This is a genomic window from Halomonas koreensis, assembly GCF_031451675.1.
Lineage (GTDB): Bacteria > Pseudomonadota > Gammaproteobacteria > Pseudomonadales > Halomonadaceae > Halomonas > Halomonas koreensis.
In genome coordinates this window covers 99,054-120,704 of sequence record NZ_JARWAK010000008.1, presented here as the reverse complement: position 1 = coordinate 120,704, position 21,651 = coordinate 99,054, and the positions used below count along the sequence as shown (strand labels likewise).

15 protein-coding genes are annotated in these 21,651 nt (G+C 69.4%); 3 read left to right on the top strand and 12 right to left on the bottom strand.

The features are described 5' to 3' along the window. The first annotated feature begins 4 nt into the window (after window positions 1-4). Window positions 5-328: a ferredoxin FdxA gene (gene fdxA, locus QC818_RS10650; protein ID WP_309652839.1), complete on the top strand. Its 324-nt coding sequence runs from the start codon at window positions 5-7 to the stop codon at window positions 326-328. A gap of 475 nt (window positions 329-803) precedes the next feature. On the opposite strand, the gene eno is transcribed toward fdxA, so the two are convergent. The 12 genes from eno to pilM form a co-directional block, all read right to left on the bottom strand. Next, a complete protein-coding gene (gene eno / locus QC818_RS10645) occupies window positions 804-2,096 on the bottom strand; it encodes a phosphopyruvate hydratase (RefSeq protein WP_309652838.1) in 1,293 nt (430 codons plus the stop codon). A 36-nt stretch (window positions 2,097-2,132) separates the two neighbouring features. Then, on the bottom strand, window positions 2,133-2,984 hold the full coding sequence (kdsA, locus tag QC818_RS10640) for a 3-deoxy-8-phosphooctulonate synthase (protein ID WP_309652837.1): 852 nt from the start codon (window positions 2,982-2,984) through the stop codon (window positions 2,133-2,135). Between the two features lie 5 nt (window positions 2,985-2,989). Continuing rightward, window positions 2,990-4,645, bottom strand: coding sequence for a CTP synthase (locus QC818_RS10635; protein ID WP_309652836.1), 1,656 nt, complete (start codon window positions 4,643-4,645; stop codon window positions 2,990-2,992). Window positions 4,646-5,157: 512 nt separating this feature from the next. Then, window positions 5,158-6,576: an FAD-dependent oxidoreductase gene (locus QC818_RS10630; protein WP_309652835.1), complete on the bottom strand. Its 1,419-nt coding sequence runs from the start codon at window positions 6,574-6,576 to the stop codon at window positions 5,158-5,160. A gap of 23 nt (window positions 6,577-6,599) precedes the next feature. After that, on the bottom strand, window positions 6,600-11,048 hold the full coding sequence (gene gltB / locus QC818_RS10625) for a glutamate synthase large subunit (RefSeq protein ID WP_309652834.1): 4,449 nt from the start codon (window positions 11,046-11,048) through the stop codon (window positions 6,600-6,602). A gap of 459 nt (window positions 11,049-11,507) precedes the next feature. Beyond that, complete coding sequence (gene aroB, locus QC818_RS10620) at window positions 11,508-12,614, bottom strand: 3-dehydroquinate synthase (RefSeq protein WP_309652833.1); 1,107 nt, start codon at window positions 12,612-12,614, stop codon at window positions 11,508-11,510. Window positions 12,615-12,617: 3 nt separating this feature from the next. Then, complete coding sequence (gene aroK, locus QC818_RS10615) at window positions 12,618-13,160, bottom strand: shikimate kinase AroK (RefSeq protein ID WP_309652832.1); 543 nt, start codon at window positions 13,158-13,160, stop codon at window positions 12,618-12,620. After that, window positions 13,160-15,187 carry a type IV pilus secretin PilQ gene (gene pilQ, locus QC818_RS10610; RefSeq protein ID WP_309652927.1) on the bottom strand — a complete coding sequence of 676 codons (2,028 nt, stop codon included), beginning with the start codon at window positions 15,185-15,187 and terminating at the stop codon, window positions 13,160-13,162. The genes aroK and pilQ overlap by 1 nt, the downstream gene beginning before the upstream one ends. A 68-nt stretch (window positions 15,188-15,255) precedes the next feature. Further along, window positions 15,256-15,786: a pilus assembly protein PilP gene (locus QC818_RS10605; RefSeq protein ID WP_309652831.1), complete on the bottom strand. Its 531-nt coding sequence runs from the start codon at window positions 15,784-15,786 to the stop codon at window positions 15,256-15,258. Next, complete coding sequence (locus QC818_RS10600) at window positions 15,783-16,415, bottom strand: type IV pilus inner membrane component PilO (protein ID WP_309652830.1); 633 nt, start codon at window positions 16,413-16,415, stop codon at window positions 15,783-15,785. The genes QC818_RS10605 and QC818_RS10600 overlap by 4 nt, the downstream gene beginning before the upstream one ends. Next, the gene (locus QC818_RS10595) at window positions 16,412-16,972 is read right to left on the bottom strand and encodes a PilN domain-containing protein (RefSeq protein ID WP_309652829.1); all 561 of its coding nucleotides are present in this window, start codon (window positions 16,970-16,972) and stop codon (window positions 16,412-16,414) included. Before QC818_RS10595 ends, QC818_RS10600 begins: the two co-directional genes overlap by 4 nt. Beyond that, entirely contained in the window at window positions 16,969-18,030 is a 1,062-nt protein-coding gene (pilM, locus tag QC818_RS10590) for a type IV pilus assembly protein PilM (RefSeq protein ID WP_309652828.1), read from the bottom strand. Before pilM ends, QC818_RS10595 begins: the two co-directional genes overlap by 4 nt. Window positions 18,031-18,290: 260 nt before the next feature. On the opposite strand from pilM, the gene QC818_RS10585 reads away from it, so the two are divergent. Together QC818_RS10585 and QC818_RS10580 are read left to right on the top strand one after the other, a co-directional pair. Beyond that, entirely contained in the window at window positions 18,291-20,816 is a 2,526-nt protein-coding gene (locus tag QC818_RS10585) for a penicillin-binding protein 1A (protein ID WP_309652827.1), read from the top strand. Between the two features lie 71 nt (window positions 20,817-20,887). After that, window positions 20,888-21,640: a DUF481 domain-containing protein gene (locus QC818_RS10580; protein WP_309652826.1), complete on the top strand. Its 753-nt coding sequence runs from the start codon at window positions 20,888-20,890 to the stop codon at window positions 21,638-21,640. Window positions 21,641-21,651 lie beyond the last annotated feature (11 nt).

The following is a 21,651-nucleotide window of genomic DNA, read 5'->3' as shown; positions in this document are numbered from 1 at the left end:
TGACATGACATTCGTCGTCACCGAGAACTGCATCAAGTGCAAGTACACCGACTGTGTCGAGGTCTGCCCGGTGGACTGCTTCTACGAAGGCCCCAACTTCCTGGTGATCCACCCCGACGAGTGCATCGATTGCGCGCTGTGCGAGCCCGAGTGCCCGGCCGAGGCGATCTATTCCGAGGACGAGTTGCCGGAAGGACAGGAACAGTTCATCGAGATCAACGCCGAGCTGGCGGAGGTCTGGCCCAACATCACCGAGAAGAAGGACCCGCCGGCCGACGCCGAGGAGTGGGACGGCAAGGCCGGCAAGCTGGAGCAGCTGGAACGCTGAACCCGGCTCGGGACCGCCGACACGACGACGCCGAATGTCTCCCGACATTCGGCGTCGCCGTTTTCGCGCTGCGTTGAAGGAGAACACCTAGCGAAAGAAGGCGGCCCGAAGGCCGCCCGCTCCTAGCTCTCCTTGAGCGGTTCCCTCCGCCCGAACTCCTTGAGCGATTTCCCTGCCCGGGAACGACGTCCTGTCGCACCGCGCACGCTCGAGACTGCATCCCGTGGCATCCTGCCGGGAGAGATCCTCTCTCCCTTGTCCCGCTTACCATTCTGGCAGCCCTGCGAGACTTCTCAACCGGGCCCCTGCGCCTGGAACGCCCCGCCCGGCCTCGGCAGAAAGGAAAATAACTCTTTAGAATCAGAAAGATAAAAAAATACCGACGCCCCAGGGGCGCCGGTATCTCAGGGCAGATGTCACACATCTCGCCGGTCACGTGTAGGCGATTTCCTACACGGGACAGTGCCGCAGGCGCTTACTGGCCCTTGATGGCACTGCGCCCCGGGTAGTCCACCCGCTCGCCGAGCTCCTGCTCGACCACCAGCAGGCGGTTGTACTTGGCGACCCGGTCGGAGCGGCACAGCGAGCCGGTCTTGATCTGGCCGGCGGCGGTGCCCACCGCCAGGTCGGCGATGGTGGTGTCCTCGGTCTCGCCGGAGCGATGCGAGATCACCGCGGTGAAGCCGGCGTCCTGGGCCATGCGGATGGCGTCCAGGGTCTCGGACAGCGAGCCGATCTGGTTGAACTTGATCAGGATGGAGTTGCCGATCTTTTCGTCGATGCCGCGCTTGAGGATCCTGGTGTTGGTGACGAAGAGGTCGTCGCCGACCAGCTGGACGCGGTCGCCGAGCTTGTCGGTCAGCGCCTTCCAGCCGTCCCAGTCGGACTCGTCCATGCCGTCCTCGATGGAGACGATCGGGTACTGGTCGCACAGCTCGACCAGGTAATCGGCGAAGCCGGCGGCGTCGAAGGACTTGCCCTCGCCGGACAGCTGGTACTGGCCGTCCCGGTAGAACTCGGAGGAGGCGCAGTCCAGGGCCAGGGTGATGTCGGCGCCCAGCGCGTAGCCGGCGTCGGCGACCGCCTGCTTGATCACCGCCAGGGCCTCGGCGTTGGAGGCCAGGTTGGGGGCGAAGCCGCCCTCATCGCCCACCGAGGTGGACAGGCCGCGGGCGGCCAGCACCTTCTTCAGGGCGTGGAAGACCTCGGCGCCCATGCGCAGGCCCTCGCGGAAGCTCGGCGCGCCCACCGGCTGGATCATGAACTCCTGGATGTCGACGTTGTTGTCGGCATGCTCGCCGCCGTTGAGGATGTTCATCATCGGCACCGGCATGCGGTACTGCCCGGGCTGGCCGTAGAGCTCGGCGATATGGGCGTAGAGCGGCATGCCCTTGGCGTTGGCGGCCGCCCGGGCCGCGGCCAGGGACACGGCGAGGATGGCGTTGGCGCCAAGCCCCGCCTTGTTGTCGGTGCCGTCGAGCTCGAGCATGGCGTTGTCCAGGCCTCGCTGATCCCGGGCGTCCATGCCGATGAGACGCTCGCGGATGGCGCCGTTGACGGCCTCCACGGCTTTCAGCACGCCCTTGCCCAGGTAACGGCCCTTGTCGCCGTCACGCAGCTCGAGGGCCTCACGGGAACCGGTCGACGCCCCGCTCGGGGCGCAGGCACAGCCGACCGCACCGCTTTCCAGGCGCACCTCGGCCTGCACGGTGGGGTTGCCGCGGGAGTCGAGCACCTCGAGGGCGCGGATATCGACGATCTTGGTCATGTTGTCTCGTCCTTAGCGTGTCAGCGTTGCGGGGAATCAGGAAATCTCGAGCGGAGGGAAGCCCTTCACCAGGTCGTCCAGGGCCTTGAGCTGGGCGAGGAAGGGCTCGAGCCTGTCGAGCGGCAGGGCGCAGGGGCCGTCGCACTTGGCGTTGTCCGGATCCGGATGGGACTCCAGGAACACCCCGGCCAGCCCCACGGCCACCCCGGCCCGGGCCAGCTCGGCGACCTGGGCGCGGCGCCCGTCGGCGCTGTCGGCACGCCCGCCGGGGCGCTGCAGGGCATGGGTCACGTCGAACAGCAAGGGGTAGCCGGTGGCCTTCATGTCACCGAAGCCCAGCATGTCGACCACCAGGTTGTTGTAGCCGAAGCTGGTGCCGCGCTCGCAGAGGATCAGCCGATCGTTGCCGGCCTCCTCGCACTTGCGCAGGATATGGCGCATCTCGTGGGGCGCCAGGAACTGCGGCTTCTTGATGTTGATCACCGCGCCGGTCTCGGCCATCGCCACCACCAGGTCGGTCTGGCGGGCCAGGAAGGCCGGCAGCTGGATGACGTCGGCCACCTCGGCCGCGGGGGCCGCCTGCCAGGGCTCGTGGATGTCGGTGATGACCGGCACCCGGTGGCGCTCCTTCACCTCGGCCAGTATCTCCAGGCCCTTCTCCAGGCCGGGGCCGCGGAAGGAGTGGATGGAGCTGCGATTGGCCTTGTCGAAGCTGGCCTTGAACACGTAGGGCATGCCCAGCCGGCCGGTGACCTCGACATAGGCCTCGGCCACCTCGAGGGCCAGCTCGCGGGACTCCAGCACGTTCATGCCGCCGAACAGGGTCAGCGGCCGGTGATTGCCGACCCGGAGGCCGGCGACATCGATCAGGCGATCCGGGGCGGACATGGGGCTCACTCCTGGGGGGCGGCCTGGGCGCGGACGCGAGCCGCCTTGTGTGCCAGGGCCGCATTGACGAAGCCGGTGAACAGCGGGTGGCCGTCACGCGGGGTGGAGGTGAACTCCGGGTGGAACTGGCAGGCCACGAACCAGGGGTGGTCGGGCAGCTCGACCATCTCCACCAGGGAGTTGTCGACGCTCTTGCCGGACACCACCAGGCCGGCCTGCTCCAGGTCGGCGACGAACTGGTCGTTGACCTCGAAGCGATGGCGGTGGCGCTCGACGATCTCCTCGGCGCCGTAGGCCTCGCGGGCCTTCGAGCCGGCCGCCAGCTGGCAGACCTGGCCGCCCAGGCGCATGGTGCCGCCCAGGTCGGAGGCCTCGTCGCGCAGCTCGATCTTGCCTTCCGGGTTCAGCCACTCGGTGATCAGGCCCACCACCGGGTGCTGGGTGTCGTGGGTGAACTCGGTGGAGTTGGCGTCGCTCCAGCCGGCCACGTGGCGGGCGAACTCGATGACCGCGACCTGCATGCCCAGGCAGATGCCGAGATACGGAATGCCGTTCTCCCGGGCGAAGCGGGCGGTGGCGATCTTGCCTTCCACGCCGCGCTCGCCGAAGCCGCCGGGCACCAGGATGGCGTCCTTGCCGGCCAGCCGCTCGGGGCCGTGACGCTCGATGTCCTCGGAGTCGACGTAGTCGACGTTGACCTTGATGCGGCTCTGGATGCCGGCATGCACCAGCGCCTCGTTGAGCGACTTGTAGGCGTCGAGCAGCTCCATGTACTTGCCGACCATGGCGATGTTGATCGACTTGAGCGGGTTGAGCTTGGCGTCGAGCACGCCGATCCACTCGGCCAGGTCGGCCTGACCGGCCTCCAGGCGCAGCTTGTCGCAGACGATCTCGTCGAGGCCGTGCTCGTGGAGCATCAGCGGGATGCGGTAGATGGTGTCGGCGTCCTGCAGCGGGATGACCGCCCGTTCCTCGACGTTGGTGAACAGGGCGATCTTGCGCCGCTCGCTCTCCTCCAGCTCGACCTCGCTGCGGCAGATCAGGATATCCGGCTGGATGCCGATGGAGCGCAGCTCCTTGACGCTGTGCTGGGTCGGCTTGGTCTTGGTCTCGCCGGCGGTCTTGATATAGGGCACCAGGGTCAGGTGCATGAAGATCGCCCGGCTGGCGCCCAGCTCGCTGCGGATCTGGCGGATCGACTCCAGGAAGGGCAGCGATTCGATGTCGCCCACGGTGCCGCCGATCTCGACCAGGGCCACGTCGAAGCCCTTGCCGCCCTCATAGACGCGACGCTTGATCTCGTCGGTGATGTGCGGGATCACCTGGACGGTGCCGCCCAGGTAGTCGCCGCGGCGCTCCTTGCGCAGCACGTGCTCGTAGACGCGACCGGTGGTGAAGTTGTTGGCCTGGGTCATCTTCGTGCGGATGAAGCGCTCGTAGTGCCCGAGGTCCAGGTCGGTCTCGGCCCCATCCTCGGTGACGAACACCTCGCCATGCTGGAAGGGACTCATGGTGCCCGGATCCACGTTGATGTAGGGATCGAGCTTGAGCATGGTGACCTTGAGGCCACGCGCCTCGAGAATCGCCGCCAGCGAAGCCGACGCGATGCCCTTGCCGAGTGAGGACACAACGCCGCCGGTCACGAAGATATATCGTGTCATGGAGAACCTGTCGAAACGTGATCGGTAGGCCCGGCAGGAAGCCGCGCCAGGATGGGACGACAGCGTAGCAGAATACGACCAATGGCTCAATTTGGCGGCCAAGCGCCAAGGGTAGCCGTGGCGCCAAGCACTTGCGGAGCCACGCCCGGTAAGCCGCCGCCGGCGCCACGCCGAGCGAAGCCCTGATGCCCCGCTCGCGGCTGCGCGTCGCCTTACAACATAATCCCTCACGGGCAAGGCTCGCTCGCCATCCCTGGCGAGCGCCGCGCGCCGCTTCGCTCCGCCTCAGCGCTCGGCTAAAGGCTTGCGCGGCGGCTTTCCGGGCTCGTTCCAGCTCCCGGGAAACCGTCCCAACGAACGGTCCCACCGGACGGGCCGCCTCGCACCTCGCACCTCGCACCTCGCACCTCGCACTTCGCACCTCGAACCTCGAACCTCGAACCTCGAACCTCGGCCAGGATAGAAGCACCGTATCGCTCGTAGCCCGAGGCCCGAGGACCGAAGCCCGCGCCTTACACCTCCAGGTAGTCGAGGATGCCCTCGCCGGCCTGGCGGCCTTCGAACACCGCGGTGACCACCAGGTCGGAGCCGCGCACCATGTCGCCGCCGGCGAAGATCTTCTCGTTGGTGGTCTGGAAGGCGTAGGCGCCGTGCTCGGGGGCCTTGACCCGGCCCCGCTCGTCGAGCTCGATGCCCACGGTCTCGAACCAGGGCGCCGGGCTCGGCTGGAAGCCGAAGGCGATGACCACGGCATCGGCGGGCACCACCTCCTCGGAGCCGGGCACCACCTCGGGGCGCTGGCGGCCGTTCTCGTCGGGCTCGCCGAGGCGGGTGCGGACGACCTTGATGCCCTCCACCTTGTCCTCGCCGACCACCGCCACCGGCTGGCGGTTGAACAGGAACTCCACGCCCTCCTCCCGGGCGTTGGCCACCTCCTTGCGCGAACCGGGCATGTTCTCCTCGTCGCGGCGATAGGCGCAGGTCACCGCGGCCGCGCCCTGGCGGATGGCGGTGCGGTTGCAGTCCATGGCGGTGTCGCCGCCGCCCAGCACCACCACCTTCTGGCCTTCCAGGGAGACGTAGTCCGCCGGGTCCTTCTCGAAGCCCAGGCAGTGATTGACGTTGGCGATCAGGTAATCCAGCGCCTTGTGGACGCCCGGCAGGTCCTCGCCGGGGAAGCCCCCTTCCATGTACTTGTAGGTGCCCATGCCCAGGAAGACGGCGTCATATTCCTCCAGCAGCTGGTCGAACGCCATGTCCTTGCCGATCTCCACGCCCAGGCAGAACTCCACGCCCATCTCCTCGAAGACGGCGCGACGGCGTTCCATCACGGTCTTCTCGAGCTTGAACTCGGGAATGCCGAAGGTCAGCAGCCCACCTATTTCTGGATAGCGGTCGAACACCACCGGCTTGACACCGTTGCGCACCAGGATGTCCGCGCAGCCGAGCCCGGCCGGGCCGGCGCCGACGATCGCCACCTTCTTGTCGGTCCAGGCGACCTTGGACATGTCCGGGCGCCAGCCCATGGCGAAGGCGGTGTCGGTGATGTACTTCTCCACCGAGCCGATGGTCACCGCGCCGAAGCCGTCGTTGAGGGTGCAGTCGCCCTCGCAGAGCCGATCCTGGGGGCAGACCCGGCCGCACACCTCGGGCAGCGAGTTGGTGCGGTGGGAGAGCTCGGCGGCCTCCAGGATGTTGCCCTCGCTGACCAGCTGCAGCCAGTTGGGAATGTAGTTGTGCACCGGGCACTTCCACTCGCAGTAGGGGTTGCCGCAGTGCAGGCAGCGGTGCGCCTGGGCCGCCGCCTCCTGGGGCTGGAACGGCTCGTAGATCTCGGCGAACTGCCGTGCCCGGGTGCGCGCCGGCTTCTTCTCCGGATCCTGGCGCCCCACGTCGATGAACTGGAAGTCGTTGCTCAAACGGTTGGCCATGTTGTTCTCTCCTCTCTGCAGGCTTACTCGGGACGCCGACGGGATTCGTCCAGCAGGCTGGCGAGGCTCGCCGCCTTGGGCTTCACCAGCCAGAAGTGGCGGATGAAGTCGCTGAAGTCCTCGAGGATGTCACGGCCGCGCTGCGAGCCGGTCTGCGCGACGAACTCCTCGATGATCTCCCTCAGGTGTCGCCGATGGGCCTCCATGGCCTCGGTGTTGACGCGGTGGATCTCCACCAGTTCATGGTTGTACTTGTCGACGAAGGTGCGGTCCTCGTCGAGCACGTAGGCGAAGCCGCCGGTCATGCCGGCGCCGAAGTTGACGCCGGTCTCGCCGAGTACGGTGACCAGGCCGCCGGTCATGTACTCGCAGCAGTGGTCGCCGGCGCCCTCGATCACCGCCTGGGCGCCGGAATTGCGCACCCCGAAGCGCTCGCCGGCGGTGCCGGCGGCGAACAGCTTGCCGCCGGTGGCGCCGTACAGGCAGGTGTTGCCGACGATCGCCGTCTTGTGGCTCTCGAAGCGGCTCTCGCGGGGCGGCACGACCACCACCTGGCCGCCGTTCATGCCCTTGCCGACGTAGTCGTTGGCATCGCCCTCCAGGTAGAGGTTGAGGCCGCGGGCGTTCCACACCCCGAAGCTCTGGCCGGCCACGCCGCGGAAGCGGGCGGTCACCGGGGCATCCTCGAGGCCCGCCTCGCCGTAGCGCTTGGCGATCACCCCGGAAGCCAGGGCGCCCACGGAGCGGTCGCAGTTGGTGATGGCGAACTCGAACTCGCCGCCGGACCGGTCCTCGATGGCCGTCTTCAGCGCTTCGAGCACCTCCTGGTTCTTGGCACCCGGGTCGTGGGGCGCGTTGCGGCTGACCGCGCAGAACTGCGGCGCCTCGGCCGGCACGAAGTCGTTGGTCATCAGCGGCGACAGGTCGAGCCGGCGCTGGGAGTCGGTCACGCCCTCGATCGCCTCGAGCAGGTCGGTGCGCCCGATCAGGTCGGTGAGCCGGGCCACGCCCAGCATCGCCATCAGCTCGCGCACCTCCTCGGCGATGAAGCGGAAGTAGTGCTTGACCATGTCCACGGTGCCGCGGAAATGCTCGTCGCGCAGGTACTGGTGCTGGGTGGCCACGCCGGTGGCGCAGTTGTTGAGGTGGCAGATGCGCAGGTACTTGCAGCCCAGCGCCACCATGGGCGCGGTGCCGAAGCCGAAGCTCTCGGCGCCGAGGATCGCCGCCTTGATCACGTCCAGGCCGGTCTTCAGGCCGCCGTCGGTCTGCAGGCGGATCTTGTCGCGCAGGCCGTTGATGCGCAGCGCCTGATGCACCTCGGGCAGGCCCAGCTCCCAGGGGCTGCCGGCATGCTTGATCGAGGTCAGCGGGCTGGCCGCGGTGCCGCCGTCATAGCCGGACACGGTGATCAGGTCGGCGTAGGCCTTGGCCACGCCGGTGGCGATGGTGCCGATGCCGGGCTCGGAGACCAGCTTCACCGACACCTGGGCGTCCGGGTTGACCTGCTTGAGGTCGAAGATCAGCTGCGCCAGGTCCTCGATGGAATAGATGTCGTGGTGCGGCGGCGGCGAGATCAGGGTCACGCCGGGCACCGAGTAGCGCAGCCGGGCGATCAGCTGGTTGACCTTGCCGCCGGGCAGCTGGCCGCCCTCGCCGGGCTTGGCGCCCTGGGCCACCTTGATCTGCAGCACCTCGGCGTTGGCCAGGTAGGCCGGGGTGACGCCGAAGCGCCCGGAGGCGATCTGCTTGATCTTGGAGGAGCGGATGGTGCCGTAGCGGGCCGGGTCCTCGCCACCCTCGCCGGAGTTGGAGCGACCGCCGGCCTCGTTCATGGCCTGAGCCAGGGCCTCGTGAGCCTCCGGCGACAGGGCGCCCAGGGACATGCCGGCGCTGTCGAAGCGCGGCAGCAGGTCCTCCACGGGCTCCACCTCGTCGAGGGACAGCGCCGTCTCGGCGGGCTTGAGCCGCAGCAGGTCGCGGATGGTGGCCGGGTCGCGCTCGTTGACCAGCGCGGCGAACTTCTTCCACTTGGCGTAGTCGCCCTCCTGCACCGCCTCCTGCAGAGCCTTGACCACGTCCGGGTTGTAGGCGTGGTACTCGTGGCCGTGGACGTACTTCATCAGGCCGCCGTGGGAGATGCCCTTGCGCGGCGTCCAGGCCGTCTTGGCCAGCAGCTCCTGCTGCAGCTGCAGCTCGGCGAAGCCGGTGCCCTCGATGCGCGAGGCCATGCCGGTGAAGCACATCTCCATGACCTCGGAGGCCAGGCCCACCGCCTCGAACAGCTGCGAGCCGCGGTAGGAGGCCAGGGTCGAGATGCCCATCTTGGAGAGGATCTTGAACAGCCCCTTCTGCAGGCCCTTGCGGTAGTTCTCCCGGGCGTCGGCCGGGTTGCCGACCAGCTCGCCGGTGCGATGCATGTCGGCCATGACCTGGTAGGCCAGCCACGGGTAGACCGCGGTGGCGCCCACGCCGAACAGCACCGCCATCTGGTGGGCGTCCCGGGCATAGCCAGTCTCGACGATCAGGTTGACCCGCGGGCGCAGCGCCAGGCGACCCAGGTGATGGTGGACGGCGCCCACCGCCAGGGCGGCATGGATGGGCAGCTGCCCCTTCTGCAACTCGGCGTCGGAGAGCACCAGCAGCACCTTGCCGTCGCGGGCGGCCTGCTCGGCCTCGGCGCACAGCGCCTGGAGGGCGCCCTTGAGGCCGGTGACCTCGGGGTCGTAGGCCAGCGACAGGGTGTGGCTGACAAAGGCCGGATCCTCGTGGGTCACCAGGGCGCTGAACTTGCGCGGCGACAGCACCGGGGTGGTCAGGATCAGCCGGTGGGCATGCTCCGGCGTCGCCTTGAAGACGTTGCGCTCGGCACCGATGCAGCTCTCCAGCGACATCACGATCGACTCGCGCAACGGGTCGATGGCCGGGTTGGTGACCTGGGCGAACTTCTGGCGGAAGTAGTCGGTCAGCAGCCGGTGCTTGCCGGACAGCACCGCCATGGGCGTGTCGTCGCCCATGGAGCCCACCGCCTCCTGGCCGCTCTCGGCCAGCGGGCGCAGCACCTGGTCGCGCTCCTCGAAGCTGACCTGGAACATCTTCTGCTGCACCGCCAGGGCGTCGGCATCCATGTTCTGGAAGCGCGCCAGCTCGGTGAGCGCGGACTCCAGGTAGCTGGCCTCCTGCTTGAGCCAGCGCTTGTAGGGGTAGGCGGACTTGAGGCGCGAGTCGATGTCCTCGGTGTGCAGCACCTCGCCGGTCTCGGTGTCCACGGCCAGGATCTGCCCCGGGCCGACGCGGCCCTTGGCCACCACGTCCTCGGGCTTGTAGTCGTAGGTGCCGATCTCGGAGGCCAGGGTGATGTAGCCGTTGCGGGTGATCACCCAGCGCGCCGGGCGCAGGCCGTTGCGGTCGAGCATGCACAGCGCCTGGCGGCCGTCGGTCATGACCACCCCGGCGGGACCGTCCCAGGGCTCCACGTGCATGGAGTTGTACTCGTAGAAGGCGCGCAGGTCGCCGTCCATGATCTCGACGTTCTGCCAGGCCGGCGGCACCATCATGCGTACCGCCCGGTGCAGGTCCATGCCGCCGGTGAGCAGCACCTCGAGCATGTTGTCCATGCTCGAGGAGTCGGAACCGGTGGTGTTGACGATCTCGTCGAGCTCGGCGATGTCCGGCAGGCGCTCGCTGGCGAAGTTCTCCTTGCGCGAGTTGGCCCAGCCGCGGTTGGCCTGGATGGTGTTGATCTCGCCGTTGTGGGCCATCAGCCGGAACGGCTGGGCCAGCGGCCAGCGCGGCGCGGTGTTGGTGGAGAAGCGCTGGTGGAAGACGCAGATGGCGGTCTCCAGGCGCGGATCGCCCAGGTCCCGGTAGAAGGCCGGCAGGTCCACCGGCATCACCAGCCCCTTGTAGGAGACCACCTCGGCGGACAGCGAGCAGACGTAGAAGTCCTCGTCGTCGCGCAGGGCCTGCTCGGCGCGGCGCCGGGCCATGAAGAGGTCGACGTCGAAGGTCTCGGCGCCGGCCTCGCCGGGGGCGACGAACAGCTGGCGGATCCGCGGCAGGCACTCCAGCGCCATCGGGCCGCAGACGCCGGCATCCACCGGCACCTCGCGCCAGCCCAGCACCTCGAGGCCCCTGGCCCGCAGCTCGGCCTCCAGGGTGTCGCGGGCATGGGCCTCGCGGGCGTCGTCGTCGGGCAGGAAGATCGCGCCCACCGCGAAGCGCTCGCCGAGCTCCACGCCCAGCGACTCCCGGGCCACCTCGCGCATGAAGGCCTCGGGCATCTTCAGCAGCAGGCCGCAGCCGTCGCCGGTCTTGCCGTCGGCGGCGATGCCGCCGCGATGGGTCATGCAGGTCAGAGACTCGATGGCGGTCTGCAGCAGGTCGTGGCTGGCCTGACCCTCCATATGGGCGATCAGGCCGAACCCGCAGTTGTCACGGAACTCTCCGGGTTGGTGAAGACCTTGGTTCATGGGCGTGCCTCAGGTTTCAAAAGGGTGTTATTCGCAGTTATTTTTGGTATATTGAAAAGTTTTTCTTTTCACTTGACGCCTCGATTCGGGCGTCGGGACTGCACGGCAAAAGGTTTTCCAGCATAGCCACCCCCCGGCACGCCGCGCAATGCTCACGACGCCACCCGCCCCCGAAAAGCGTCGTCAAATCCGAGACTTGGCGAGACATTCAATAAAAAATCCGCTTTATCTCAAGGGTTTGCGATCGCCCCTCGAGCCGACGAGGCCGCCGCCCGACGGCACTAGACTTTAGTCGCGATAAGCGGCTCACCCCCATACCGATGCTGCATATGGCATGCAAATCCCAGAATTCTTGACACCCCAGGCGCCGCCTCGACCATCCGGGCAAGGGCCGCAAACGACGACGCCCGCTGCGAGCAGCGGGCGTCGGGGGGGGAGCCGGGAACGGGACGGGGAGCGTCAGCGGCGGGGGAAGTCCTCGAGCAGGGCCGCGAGGCGCTCCGCGGGCGTCCCGTCGTGGACGCAGGCGCGCCCCAGGGCCTCCAGCAGGATCAGCCGCAGGCGGCCGTCGAGGTTCTTCTTGTCCAGCCGCATCAGCGACAGGAAGTCGTCGGCGGTCATGTCGGCCGGCGCCTCGAGGGGCAAGGCGGCGGCCTCGAGCAGCGCGCGGGTGCGCCGCACCTCCGCCGCACCGAGCCAGCCGAGCCGCCGGGAGAGCTCCGCGGCCATCAGCATGCCGGTGCCCACGGCCTCGCCGTGCAGCCAGCGGCCATAGCCCTGATGGGTCTCGATGGCATGCCCGAAGGTGTGGCCGAGATTGAGCAGCGCCCGCACCCCCTGCTCGGTCTCGTCCTCGGCGACGATCTCGGCCTTGAGGCTGCAGCTGCGCTCGATGGCACGGGTCAGGGCGGCGGCCTCGAGGCCGCGCAGCGCCGTCATGTTCGCCTCCAGCCAGGTCAGGAAGTTCGCGTCGCGGATCAGGCCGTACTTGATCACCTCGGCCAGGCCGGCGGAGAGCTCCCGGGGCGGCAGGGTGGAGAGGGTGTCGGTATCGATCAGTACGGCCCGCGGCTGCCAGAAGGCGCCGATCATGTTCTTGCCGCGGGGATGGTTGACCCCGGTCTTGCCGCCCACCGAGGAGTCCACCTGGGACAGCAGGGTGGTGGGCACCTGGATGAAGGCCACGCCCCGCTGGTAGCAGGCGGCGGCGAAGCCGACCATGTCGCCGATCACCCCGCCGCCCAGGGCCACCAGGGTGCAGCGACGGTTGAAGCCGGCCTCCAGCAGGGCGTCCCAGATCCGCTCGACGCTGGCCAGCGTCTTGGTCGCCTCGCCGTCCGGCAGCACCAGCTCGCGCACCGTCAGCTCCTCGGGCAGGCCGGCCTTGAGCCGCTCCAGGTACAGCGGTGCCACCGTCTCGTTGGTGACCACCATCACCTGGCGACCGGCGAGGTGCGGCGTCAGCCATTGGGGATCGCCCAGCAGGCCGGGGCCGATGTGGATGGGATAGCTGCGCTCGCCCAGGGCCACGCTGAGCGTGCTCAGGGCATCATCGGGTCGGGTCATGGATCAGGCCTTGCAGTGGAGGGGGTCGACCATCCGCTCGACGCGGCGGACGATCTCGTTGACCACGGAGCGGGGGCCGCGACGGTCGGTGCGCACCACGATGTCGGCGGTCGCCCGGTAGAGGGGATCGCGCTCGTCGAACATGCGCTCGAGGACCTGGTCGCGATCGTCGCGCTGCAGCAGCGGGCGGTTGCGATCCTTGGCGGTGCGCTTGAGCTGCTGCTCCACGGTGGTGAAGAGATAGATCACCGTGCCGCTGTCGCGCAGCACCCGGCGGTTCTCCTCGCGGAGCACGGCGCCGCCGCCGGTGGCGATGACCACGCCCTCCCGGGCGGCCAGCTCGCGGATCATCTGGGTCTCGCGGTCGCGGAAGCCCGCCTCGCCCTCGACGTCGAAGATCCAGGGGATGTCCGCGCCGCAGCGATCCTGGATCTCGTGGTCGCTGTCGAAGAAGTCTCGTGACAGCTCGGCCGCCAGGAGGCGGCCGATGGTGCTCTTCCCGGCCCCCATGGGGCCGATCAGTATCAGGTTGGGTATTGCCGGCATCAGCGAATCGCCAGGTTGTCATCCAGTATTCGGGGCGTGATGAATACCAGCAACTCTACCTTATCGTTGGTGTCCTCGGTATAGCGGAAGAGATTCCCCAGCACCGGCAGGTCGCCGAGGAAGGGGGTCTTGAACAGGCTGCGCACCTGCTCGGTGGTCAGGATGCCGCCCAGCACCACGGTCTCGCCGTTGTCGACCAGCACCTGGGTCTCGATCTCGTTGGTGTCGATGGGCGGCTCGCCGCCCCCCTCGGGAATCGAGCCGAAGGTGTCGTTGGTGATGGCCAGGTCCATGATGATGCGGTTGTCCGGGGTGATCTGGGGCGTCACCTCCAGCGACAGCACCGCTTCCTTGAACTCCACGTTGGTGGCCCCGCTGGAGGTCGCCTCCTGGAAGGCCCGCTCCTGGCCCTGCTTGATCAGCGCCGTGCTCTGGTTGGCGGTGATCACCCGCGGCTGGGAGATGGTCTGGCTCTTGCCCTCGCTCTCCAGGGCGCGCAGCTCCAGGTCGAGCAGCACATCGCCCGACAGGTAGCCGAAGCTGAAGGCGGTGGCCGCGTTCTCGGCCTCGCCCAGATCAACCGCCAGCCCGCCGTTGTCGGCGATGCCGCTGGACGCGCCGCCGGCGTTGAGGCCATTGGCCGGGTCGCCCTCGTTGTTGGACAGCCCCCAGCTGACGCCCAGTTCGCGGGTGGCGCTGTCCCGGGCGATGACGATGCGCGCCTCGATCTGCACCTGGCGGACCGCCACGTCGAGGCGCTCCAGGGTCTCCATCAGGGAATCGATCTGCTCGGCGGTGTCCTGCACCAGCAGGGTGTTGGTGCGCGGATCCACGGCGACGCGCCCCCGCTCGGTGAGCAGGCCGAAGCCGCCCTCCCCGCGGATCAGCCCGGCCAGGTCCGAGGCCTTGGCGTACTTGACCTGGATGTATTCGGTCTCCAGCGGCGCCAGCTCCTCGAGCTGCTCGCGGGTCTGCAGCTCGAGCTGCTCGCGGCGGGCCAGCTCCTCCGCCGGCGCCACCACGATGACATTGCCCTCCTGGCGGCTGGCCAGGCCATGGCTCTTGAGCACCAGGTCCAGCGCCTGGTCCCAGGGCACCTCCTGGAGGTTCAGGGTCACCCGCCCGGACACGCTGTCGCTGGCCACCAGGTTGAGGCCGGTGAAGTCGGCGATGATCGCCAGCACCGAGCGCACCTCGATGTCCTGGAAGTTCAGGGTGATGCGCTCGCCGGTGTAGGGGAACTGCTCGCGCACCTGCGCCTCGCGCTCCTCGCGGCTGACCGGCTGGGCCGAGATCGTCAGCTGGCGCCCGGTCTGGGTGGAGAGCATGGCGAAATCGCCGCTGCCCTCGATCTCCAGGGTCACGCCGTCGCGGCCGACGCGGGGGGTGATGCGCCGCAGGGGCGTCCCGAAGTCGGTGACATCGTAGACCTGGTCGAGGTCGGCCGGCAGGCTCACGCCGTCGAGGCGGGCGACGATATCCTCGCGGCCGCGCTCGCGGACCCGGGCGTCCACCCCGGTGCGGTCGAAGGTGACCACCAGGCGCCCCGCGCCGCCCTCGCCGCGACGGAAGTCGATGTCGGTGACGCTGGGCCCGGCCGCCGGCTGGCGGGAGGACGTCCCGCCCGACTCGGCCGCGGGCGTCGACGGCGCGGCGACGGCGCCGCCGATCGACAGGCGCAGCCCACCGCCCCGCTGGGCGGTGTCGTAGGGCAGGGGCCCATCGAGATCGAAGACCAGGCGGGTCCGCTGGCCCGCCTCCAGGGCGGTGACCCGCTGGACGCCGCCGATGCCCAGCTCCTGGCGACGCCGCTCCAGGGCGCTGGCGGTCTCCATCAGGTCGATGGTCAGGCGCGCCGGATCGTCGAGCCGATAGCCGCGCACCTCGGGCACCGGGCCGTCGAAGGCGAGGTCGACTTCCAGCTCGCCGCCGGTGCCCTGGCGGAAGGACAGGTCGGTCAGCGTCGAGGCCGCCATGACGGAGGCGGACACCATCAGCATGGCCAGGGCCGCGAGCGCACGTGTCATCGATTTCATGGTTCCCCTCTCCCCTCGAACCGCCGCGCCTCGGGTACCGGGCGCGGCTTCGTCGTTGTCTAGGCCTCGCCGTCGAGCGACAGGCGGGTGCTGCGTTCGATCCAGCCGCCCCGGCCGGTGGGCACGATCTCCACCAGTTGCACCGAGGCGCCGGTGATGCCGACGATGCGGCCGTGATCGGTCCCCATGTGGTCGCCGACCCGCAGGCGATGCACGGTCCCGTCCGGTGCCTTGATCAGCGCCGAGGGCTGGCCACCCACGGTCAGGGTGCCCACCAGGTCGAGGCGCCCCAGGTCGTAGGCCTCCAGGGGCTCCTTAGGCCGCGAATCGTCCGGCGCCAGGCCGGCGTCGCCCACGGGCAGGGCGCGCGCCTCCGGGACCCGGGCCCGGAAGGGGCTGCGCTGGTCGGCGAAGCGATAGTCCACCGAGCGATAGACGGGCATCGGCGGCAGCGGCTCGAGCGTGAGCTCGCCGGGATCGGCCCGCAGGCGGGCCAGCTCCCGTTCCAGGCCGTCGATGTCGTGGTCGCGGCAGGCCGCGAGCCACAGCGCCAGGGGCAGCACGGCCCCGATGCGAAGCCAGGTGTTCATTGCGCGCCCTCCTGCTCCGGCGTCGCCTCCGGCGGCCGATAGCTGTAGGTGCGGGCCAGCATCGACAACGCCAGGCGACCGTTGGAGGCGGGCTTCAGCTCGAAATCATGCTGGGTGACGATGCGTGGCAGATCGGCGACGGCGGCGATGAAGGAGCCGATCCGATGGTAGTCGCCGCGGACCCGGATATCGAAGGGCCGCTCCACGTAGAACTCCTGGCTGGCGGGGCTGCGCAGCCGGATGAAGTCGATGCTCAGCTGGTTGTCGATGGCGGACTCGCTGATGTCGTCGATCAGCGACGGAATCTCCGGCCCGCTGGGCAGCATGGTCACCAGGCTCTCCAGGCGACCGTCCAGTTCCTCCACCTGCTCGCGCAGGGCCGGCAGGTTGGCCGCCTGGGCCGCCTTGCTGCGGAAGTCGCGCAGCAGGCGCTGCTCCTCCTGGCGCGCCTGACCCAGCTCCTCGGCCTTGGGCGCGGCCAGGTACCAGTACATGCCGGCGAAGGTCAGCCCCAGGGCCAGCAGGCAGCAGAAGACCTGCAGCAGCAGCGGCCAGCCGCCGGCCTCCTTGATGTCCAGCTCGCCCCAGTCCAGTTCCTTCAGGCGACGCAGCTCGGTCGACAGGCTCATGGCGCCACCTCCTTCTTGCGGGCCGCGGGCATGTGCTGGCCGACGCTGAGGTTGAAGCGCCGCCGCTCCCCGGTGGACTCGACCTCGGACAGCACCGGCACGTCGAACACCGGCGAGGCCTCCAGGGAGCGCAGCTGATCGGAGACCCGACGGTTGTCCTCGGCCAGCCCCGTCAGCCTGAGCCGGTCGCCCTGGCGCACCAGGTTGGCGTAGTGCACCCCCTCCTCGAGGCTGGCGGCCAGGGCATTGAAGACGTGCACGGTCTGGGGGCGCTCGGCCTGGAGGCGCTGGAAGACGCCGATGCGTCGCTTGAGCGTGGCGATCTGCGCCTCGTAGTCGCTGACGGCACGGATGTCGCGATCGAGCTGGGCGATGCGGTCGCGAATCAGCCGGTGGCGCTCCTGCTGGGCCACCAGCTGCTGGTCGTAGTACCAGGTCGCGCCGTAGCCGCCGCCCAGCCCGACCAGGGCCACCAGCACGAGAGCCACGTAGAAGCGCTTGCTGCGCCGCTGGCGCTGCTCCTCGCGCCAGGGCAGGAGATTGATCTCGATGGTCATGAGCGCACCCTCATCGCCAGCCCGCAGGCGGTCAGCATGGCCGGGGCGTCGCCGGCCAGGGTCTGGACGTCGATCCGCGGATTCACCTTCATGCGCCGGAAGGGGTTGGCGATCACCACCTCCATGCCGCTCTCCTCGGCGAGGCGGTCCGCCAGCCCCGGCAGCACGCTGGTGCCCCCGGCCAGGATCATGCGCCGCACTTCCTGCTTGCGCCCGGCCGTGTAATAGAGCTGCAGCGAGCGCCCGACCTGCTGGACCAAGGTATCGAGGAAGGGATCCAGCACGCTGCGCTGGTAGTCCTCCGGCAGCCCGCCGCGCTTCTTGGCCAGCCCGGCCTCCTCGAGGCTCAGGCCATAGCGATCGCGGATCTCCTCGGTCAGCGCCCGACCGCCGAAGACGGTGTCCCGGCTGTAGGTGATGCGCCCGTCGCGCAACACGTGGAAGGCGTTCATGTTGGCGCCGATGTCCACCAGGGCCACACAGTCCTCCTCGCCGGCCGCCGCCGGCAGCTGGGAGGCCAGCTCGGTGTAGGCGCGCTCCATGGCGAAGGTCTCGACGTCGACCATCGCCGGCGTCAGCCCGGCCTGGCGAACGGCCTCGGTGAGCTGGCTGACGTCCTGCTGGCGACAGGCGACCAGCAGCACGTCCTGCTGGTCGCCGTAGCGGGCGTTGAGCCCCAGTCGCTGGAAATCGAAGGCCACTTCACTGAACGCGAAGGGAATATGCTTGTCGGAGTCGAGCTGGATGCGCGTCTCGATCTCCTCGTCGGCCAGCGAGGCCGGCAGGGTCAGGGTCTTGGTGATCGCCGCGCTGGCCGGCACCGCCACCGAGACCCGCCGGCTCGAGGGCCGTGCATGGTCGACGGCGCGCTTGAGGGCATCGACCACCTCCCCCATGTCGCGGATGCGCCGCTCGACCACGGCGCCTTCCCGGAGTGGCCTGACGGCGTAGCTCTCGACCTGATAGCCGCCGCCGGCCCGCTTGAGTTCGATGAGCTTGACGGTCGCCGACGTGATATCGACGCCGATGAGCCCCTTACCGGACGCCCCAAATCGCATCTAGGTCATGCCCCCGACTGATCCTGGCGGTAAGCCGCTCTTTTCATCCCCCACGTCGACCCGGTCGGAGGTAGCAAGCCGCCTCGTCCGGATCCTGTAATTCGAGGTTACATGATATTGCCTGATCTCACACGAAGCGGGTGTCGCCGGGCGTCAACGCTGGTGGTCACGCAAGCGGGTTCCTATAATGGCCGTCGCGTCGCCGACCCGCTCCGTCGCCTCGACTTCGCTCCCGCTCTCAGCATGGATACCGCCTTTTCATGAAGTTCTTCCGCACCCTGGTCTTCTCGGCATTCTGGCTGCTGGTCTCGCTGTCGTCCGCCTCGCTGCTGGCCGTGGTGGGCGCCGCCCTCTACTTCGCCCCCGGGCTGCCGGACGTGCGCCAGCTGCAGGATTTCGAGCTGCAGACGCCGCTGCGCATCTTCACCCGCGACGGCAAGCTGATCGGCGAGTTCGGCGAGGAACGCCGGATGCCGGTGGCGTTCGACGAGATCCCCGAAGGCATGGTCAAGGCCCTGCTGGCCGCCGAGGACGCCGCCTACTTCGACCACCACGGGGTCGATCCCAAGGGGCTGATCCGGGCGGCCGTCGAGCTGGCGGCCAGCGGCGGGGACATCCAGTCCGGCGGCTCCACCATCACCATGCAGGTGGCGCGCAACTACCTGCTGACCCTGGACCGGACCTTCACCCGCAAGATCCGCGAGATCCTGCTGGCCCTGGAGATGGAACAGATACTGAGCAAGGAGGAGATCCTCGAGCTCTACGTCAACAAGATCTTCCTCGGCCACCGGGCCTACGGCATCGCCGCCGCCGCCGAGGTCTACTACGACCGCCCGCTGGCGGAGCTGACCCTGGCCGAGCAGGCGATGATCGCCGGCCTGCCCAAGGCCCCCTCCGCCTTCAACCCGCTGGCCAACGCCGAGCGAGCCCTGATCCGCCGCAACTGGATCCTGTTCCGCATGCGCGAGCTGGGCTTCATCGACGGCGACGCCTACGACGCGGCCGTCCAGGCGCCGATCACCGCCCGCCGCCATGTGGCCAAGGCCGAGGTCCAGGCCGACTATGTCGCCGAGATGGCCCGCCAGTACGCGGTCGAGCGCTTCGACGACGCCTACACCGGCGGCTATCGCATCACCACCACCCTGGACAGCGCGCTGCAGCCCAAGGCCCGCCGCGCCCTGGCCGAGGGGCTGATCGCCTATGACACCCGCCACGGCTGGCGGGGACCGGAGCAGACCGATATCCCGCGCAGCCTGGCCGAGGCCCAGGAGCGCACGGACCGGACGGGGCTCGAGGAGGAACTGGCCGAGTCGCCGGAGGTGATGGCCACCGCCCGCCGGGCGGCCGAGCGCAGTCAGACCGAGGTCGAGGGCATCGAGGGCGACGTCAGCAACTGGCTCCAGGTGCTGGAGCGCACCCCGGTGCTGGGGCCGCTGGAGCCGGCCATCGTGGTCGCCACCGAGGGCCGCGAGATGCGCGTCCTGGCGCGCGGCGGCGAGGTCCGGACCCTGGCCTGGGACGGCCTCGACTGGGCCCAGCCCTACCGCAACGCCCGCTACCGTGGCGCCGCGCCGAGCTCGGCCGCCGATATCGCCAGCCCCGGCGACCTGGTGCGCATCCTGCAGCGCGAGGAAGGCGACTGGCGGCTGTCCCAGCAGCCCCAGGCCCAGGGCTCGCTGGTGGTCATGGCGCCCCGCACCGGCGCCATCCTGGCCCTCCAGGCCGGCTTCGACTTCGATGCCAGCAAGTTCAACCGCGCGACCCAGGCACGCCGCCAGGCCGGCTCCATCTTCAAGCCGTTCATCTACCTGGCGGGCCTCGACAGCGGCGAGATCAACCCCGCCAGCGTGATCAACGACGCCCCGGTGGTCATGGAGGACGGCAGCGACGAGCTGTGGCGGCCCAACAACTCGAGCGGCGACTTCCTGGGCCCGACCCGCGCCCGGGTCGGCCTGGCCCGCTCCCGCAACCTGGTGACCATCCGCCTGCTCAAGACCATGGGCCTGGAGCGGACCATCGGCTTCCTCGAGGACTTCGGCTTCCACCCCGAGCGCCTGCCCCACGGCCTGGCGTTGGCCCTGGGCAGCACCAGCCTGACGCCGCTGGAGATGACCCGCGGCTATGCGGTCCTGGCCAACGGCGGCTTCGCCGTGGAGCCCTGGCTGATCCAGCGCATCACCCGCGGCGAGGAAGGCGCCCCGGTCGAGGAGGCCGACCCCCGGGTGGCCTGCCGCGAGTGCGCCCCCGACCAGGACACCGTGGAGCGCGACGGCACCACCTACCGGGTGGCCCCGCGGGTCGCCGATCCGGCGGCGGTCTACCTGCTGCGCGACATGCTCCGCGACGTGGTCGAGCACGGCACCGCACGACGCGCCCTGGCCCTCGGCCGCGACGACATCGTCGGCAAGACCGGCACCACCAACGACCAGCGCGACGCCTGGTTCGCCGGCTTCAACACCGACCTGGCGACCACCGTCTGGGTCGGCATGGACGACAACACCTCCATCGCGGAGTACGGCTCCCAGGCGGCGCTGCCGATCTGGATCGACTTCATGGGGCGCGCCCTGGCCGACCGGCCGGAGCACTGGCCCGAACGCCCCGAGGGCGTGGTGGCCCGCCGCGTCGACCCGGACACCGGCCGGCTGCTGCACGACGGTCAGCCCGGCGGCATCCAGGAACTGTTCCGCGCCGACCACCTGCCCGGCTACCAGCCTCGGCGCGCCGACTCGGCCGTCGAGCAGGAGAGCGGCTCCCAGGGCACCGCCGCCTACGAAGCCATCTTCTGACCCCAGCGCCCGCGGGGTGGCCGCCGGTCACCCCGCGTCGCCCACGCCCCGACACCCGCGAGAGGAACGCCATGCGTCTCGAGGCAAGGCTCGCGGCCTGCGTCCTGTCGGGCCTGCTGGCGCCGGCCCTTCAGGCTCAGGCCTCCCCGTTCTACGCGCCGCCGGCCCCCGAGGCCGACGCCCCGGCCTGGGGCGGCGAGGCCGAGCTCGGCTTCACCCGCCTGGCCGGCAACACCGACAGCCGTACCTTGGCGGCCAAGGGCAAGCTCACCTGGCTGACCGGCGACCTGACCCACAGCCTCGGCGGCCAGGTCCGGCACGTGACGCAAGACGACCGGACCCGAACCGAGCGATACCGCCTGGTGGCGCGGGAGCGCTACGACATCGACGGCCCCCACTACGCCTTCGGCTTCGCCCGCTGGGACAAGGACCGCTTCGGCGGCTACGACCACCAGCTCGCGGCGATCGCCGGCTACGGCCGCCGCCTGCTGAGCGGCGATGACCAGGAACTGTCCCTGGAGGCGGGCCCCGGCTATCGCCACGACGCGGTGATCGACGAAGCGGACCGGCGCCTGGGCGTGCTCTACGGCGCCCTGGACTATCGCCGCCGGCTCAACGAGGCGGCGACGCTCGGCCAGGAGCTGGCCCTGGAGCAGACCGAGGCCAACCTCACGGTGCGCAGCCAGACCTCGATCCGCGCGCCGCTCGGCGATCACCTGGCCCTGAAGCTATCCCACGAGATCGAGTACACCTCGCACCCGCCGGCGGAGGCCACGGCCAAGGCGGACCGCGTGACCGGCGTCTCGCTGCACTACGACTGGTAGTCCGGACGCGA

What these genes read in the sequence shown, in the direction of transcription:
- QC818_RS10600 (WP_309652830.1), bottom strand. Translation starts at nt 16,415, where the DNA reads ATGAGCCTGTCGACCGAGCTGCGTCGCCTGAAGGAACTGGACTGGGGC.
- QC818_RS10630 (WP_309652835.1), bottom strand. Translation starts at nt 6,576, where the DNA reads ATGGCCAACCGTTTGAGCAACGACTTCCAGTTCATCGACGTGGGGCGC.
- eno (WP_309652838.1), bottom strand. Translation starts at nt 2,096, where the DNA reads ATGACCAAGATCGTCGATATCCGCGCCCTCGAGGTGCTCGACTCCCGC.
- QC818_RS10580 (WP_309652826.1), top strand. Translation starts at nt 20,888, where the DNA reads ATGCGTCTCGAGGCAAGGCTCGCGGCCTGCGTCCTGTCGGGCCTGCTG.
- aroK (WP_309652832.1), bottom strand. Translation starts at nt 13,160, where the DNA reads ATGCCGGCAATACCCAACCTGATACTGATCGGCCCCATGGGGGCCGGG.
- QC818_RS10605 (WP_309652831.1), bottom strand. Translation starts at nt 15,786, where the DNA reads ATGAACACCTGGCTTCGCATCGGGGCCGTGCTGCCCCTGGCGCTGTGG.
- QC818_RS10635 (WP_309652836.1), bottom strand. Translation starts at nt 4,645, where the DNA reads ATGACACGATATATCTTCGTGACCGGCGGCGTTGTGTCCTCACTCGGC.
- gltB (WP_309652834.1), bottom strand. Translation starts at nt 11,048, where the DNA reads ATGAACCAAGGTCTTCACCAACCCGGAGAGTTCCGTGACAACTGCGGG.
- pilM (WP_309652828.1), bottom strand. Translation starts at nt 18,030, where the DNA reads ATGCGATTTGGGGCGTCCGGTAAGGGGCTCATCGGCGTCGATATCACG.
- pilQ (WP_309652927.1), bottom strand. Translation starts at nt 15,187, where the DNA reads ATGACACGTGCGCTCGCGGCCCTGGCCATGCTGATGGTGTCCGCCTCC.
- QC818_RS10595 (WP_309652829.1), bottom strand. Translation starts at nt 16,972, where the DNA reads ATGACCATCGAGATCAATCTCCTGCCCTGGCGCGAGGAGCAGCGCCAG.
- fdxA (WP_309652839.1), top strand. Translation starts at nt 5, where the DNA reads ATGACATTCGTCGTCACCGAGAACTGCATCAAGTGCAAGTACACCGAC.
- aroB (WP_309652833.1), bottom strand. Translation starts at nt 12,614, where the DNA reads ATGACCCGACCCGATGATGCCCTGAGCACGCTCAGCGTGGCCCTGGGC.
- kdsA (WP_309652837.1), bottom strand. Translation starts at nt 2,984, where the DNA reads ATGTCCGCCCCGGATCGCCTGATCGATGTCGCCGGCCTCCGGGTCGGC.
- QC818_RS10585 (WP_309652827.1), top strand. Translation starts at nt 18,291, where the DNA reads ATGAAGTTCTTCCGCACCCTGGTCTTCTCGGCATTCTGGCTGCTGGTC.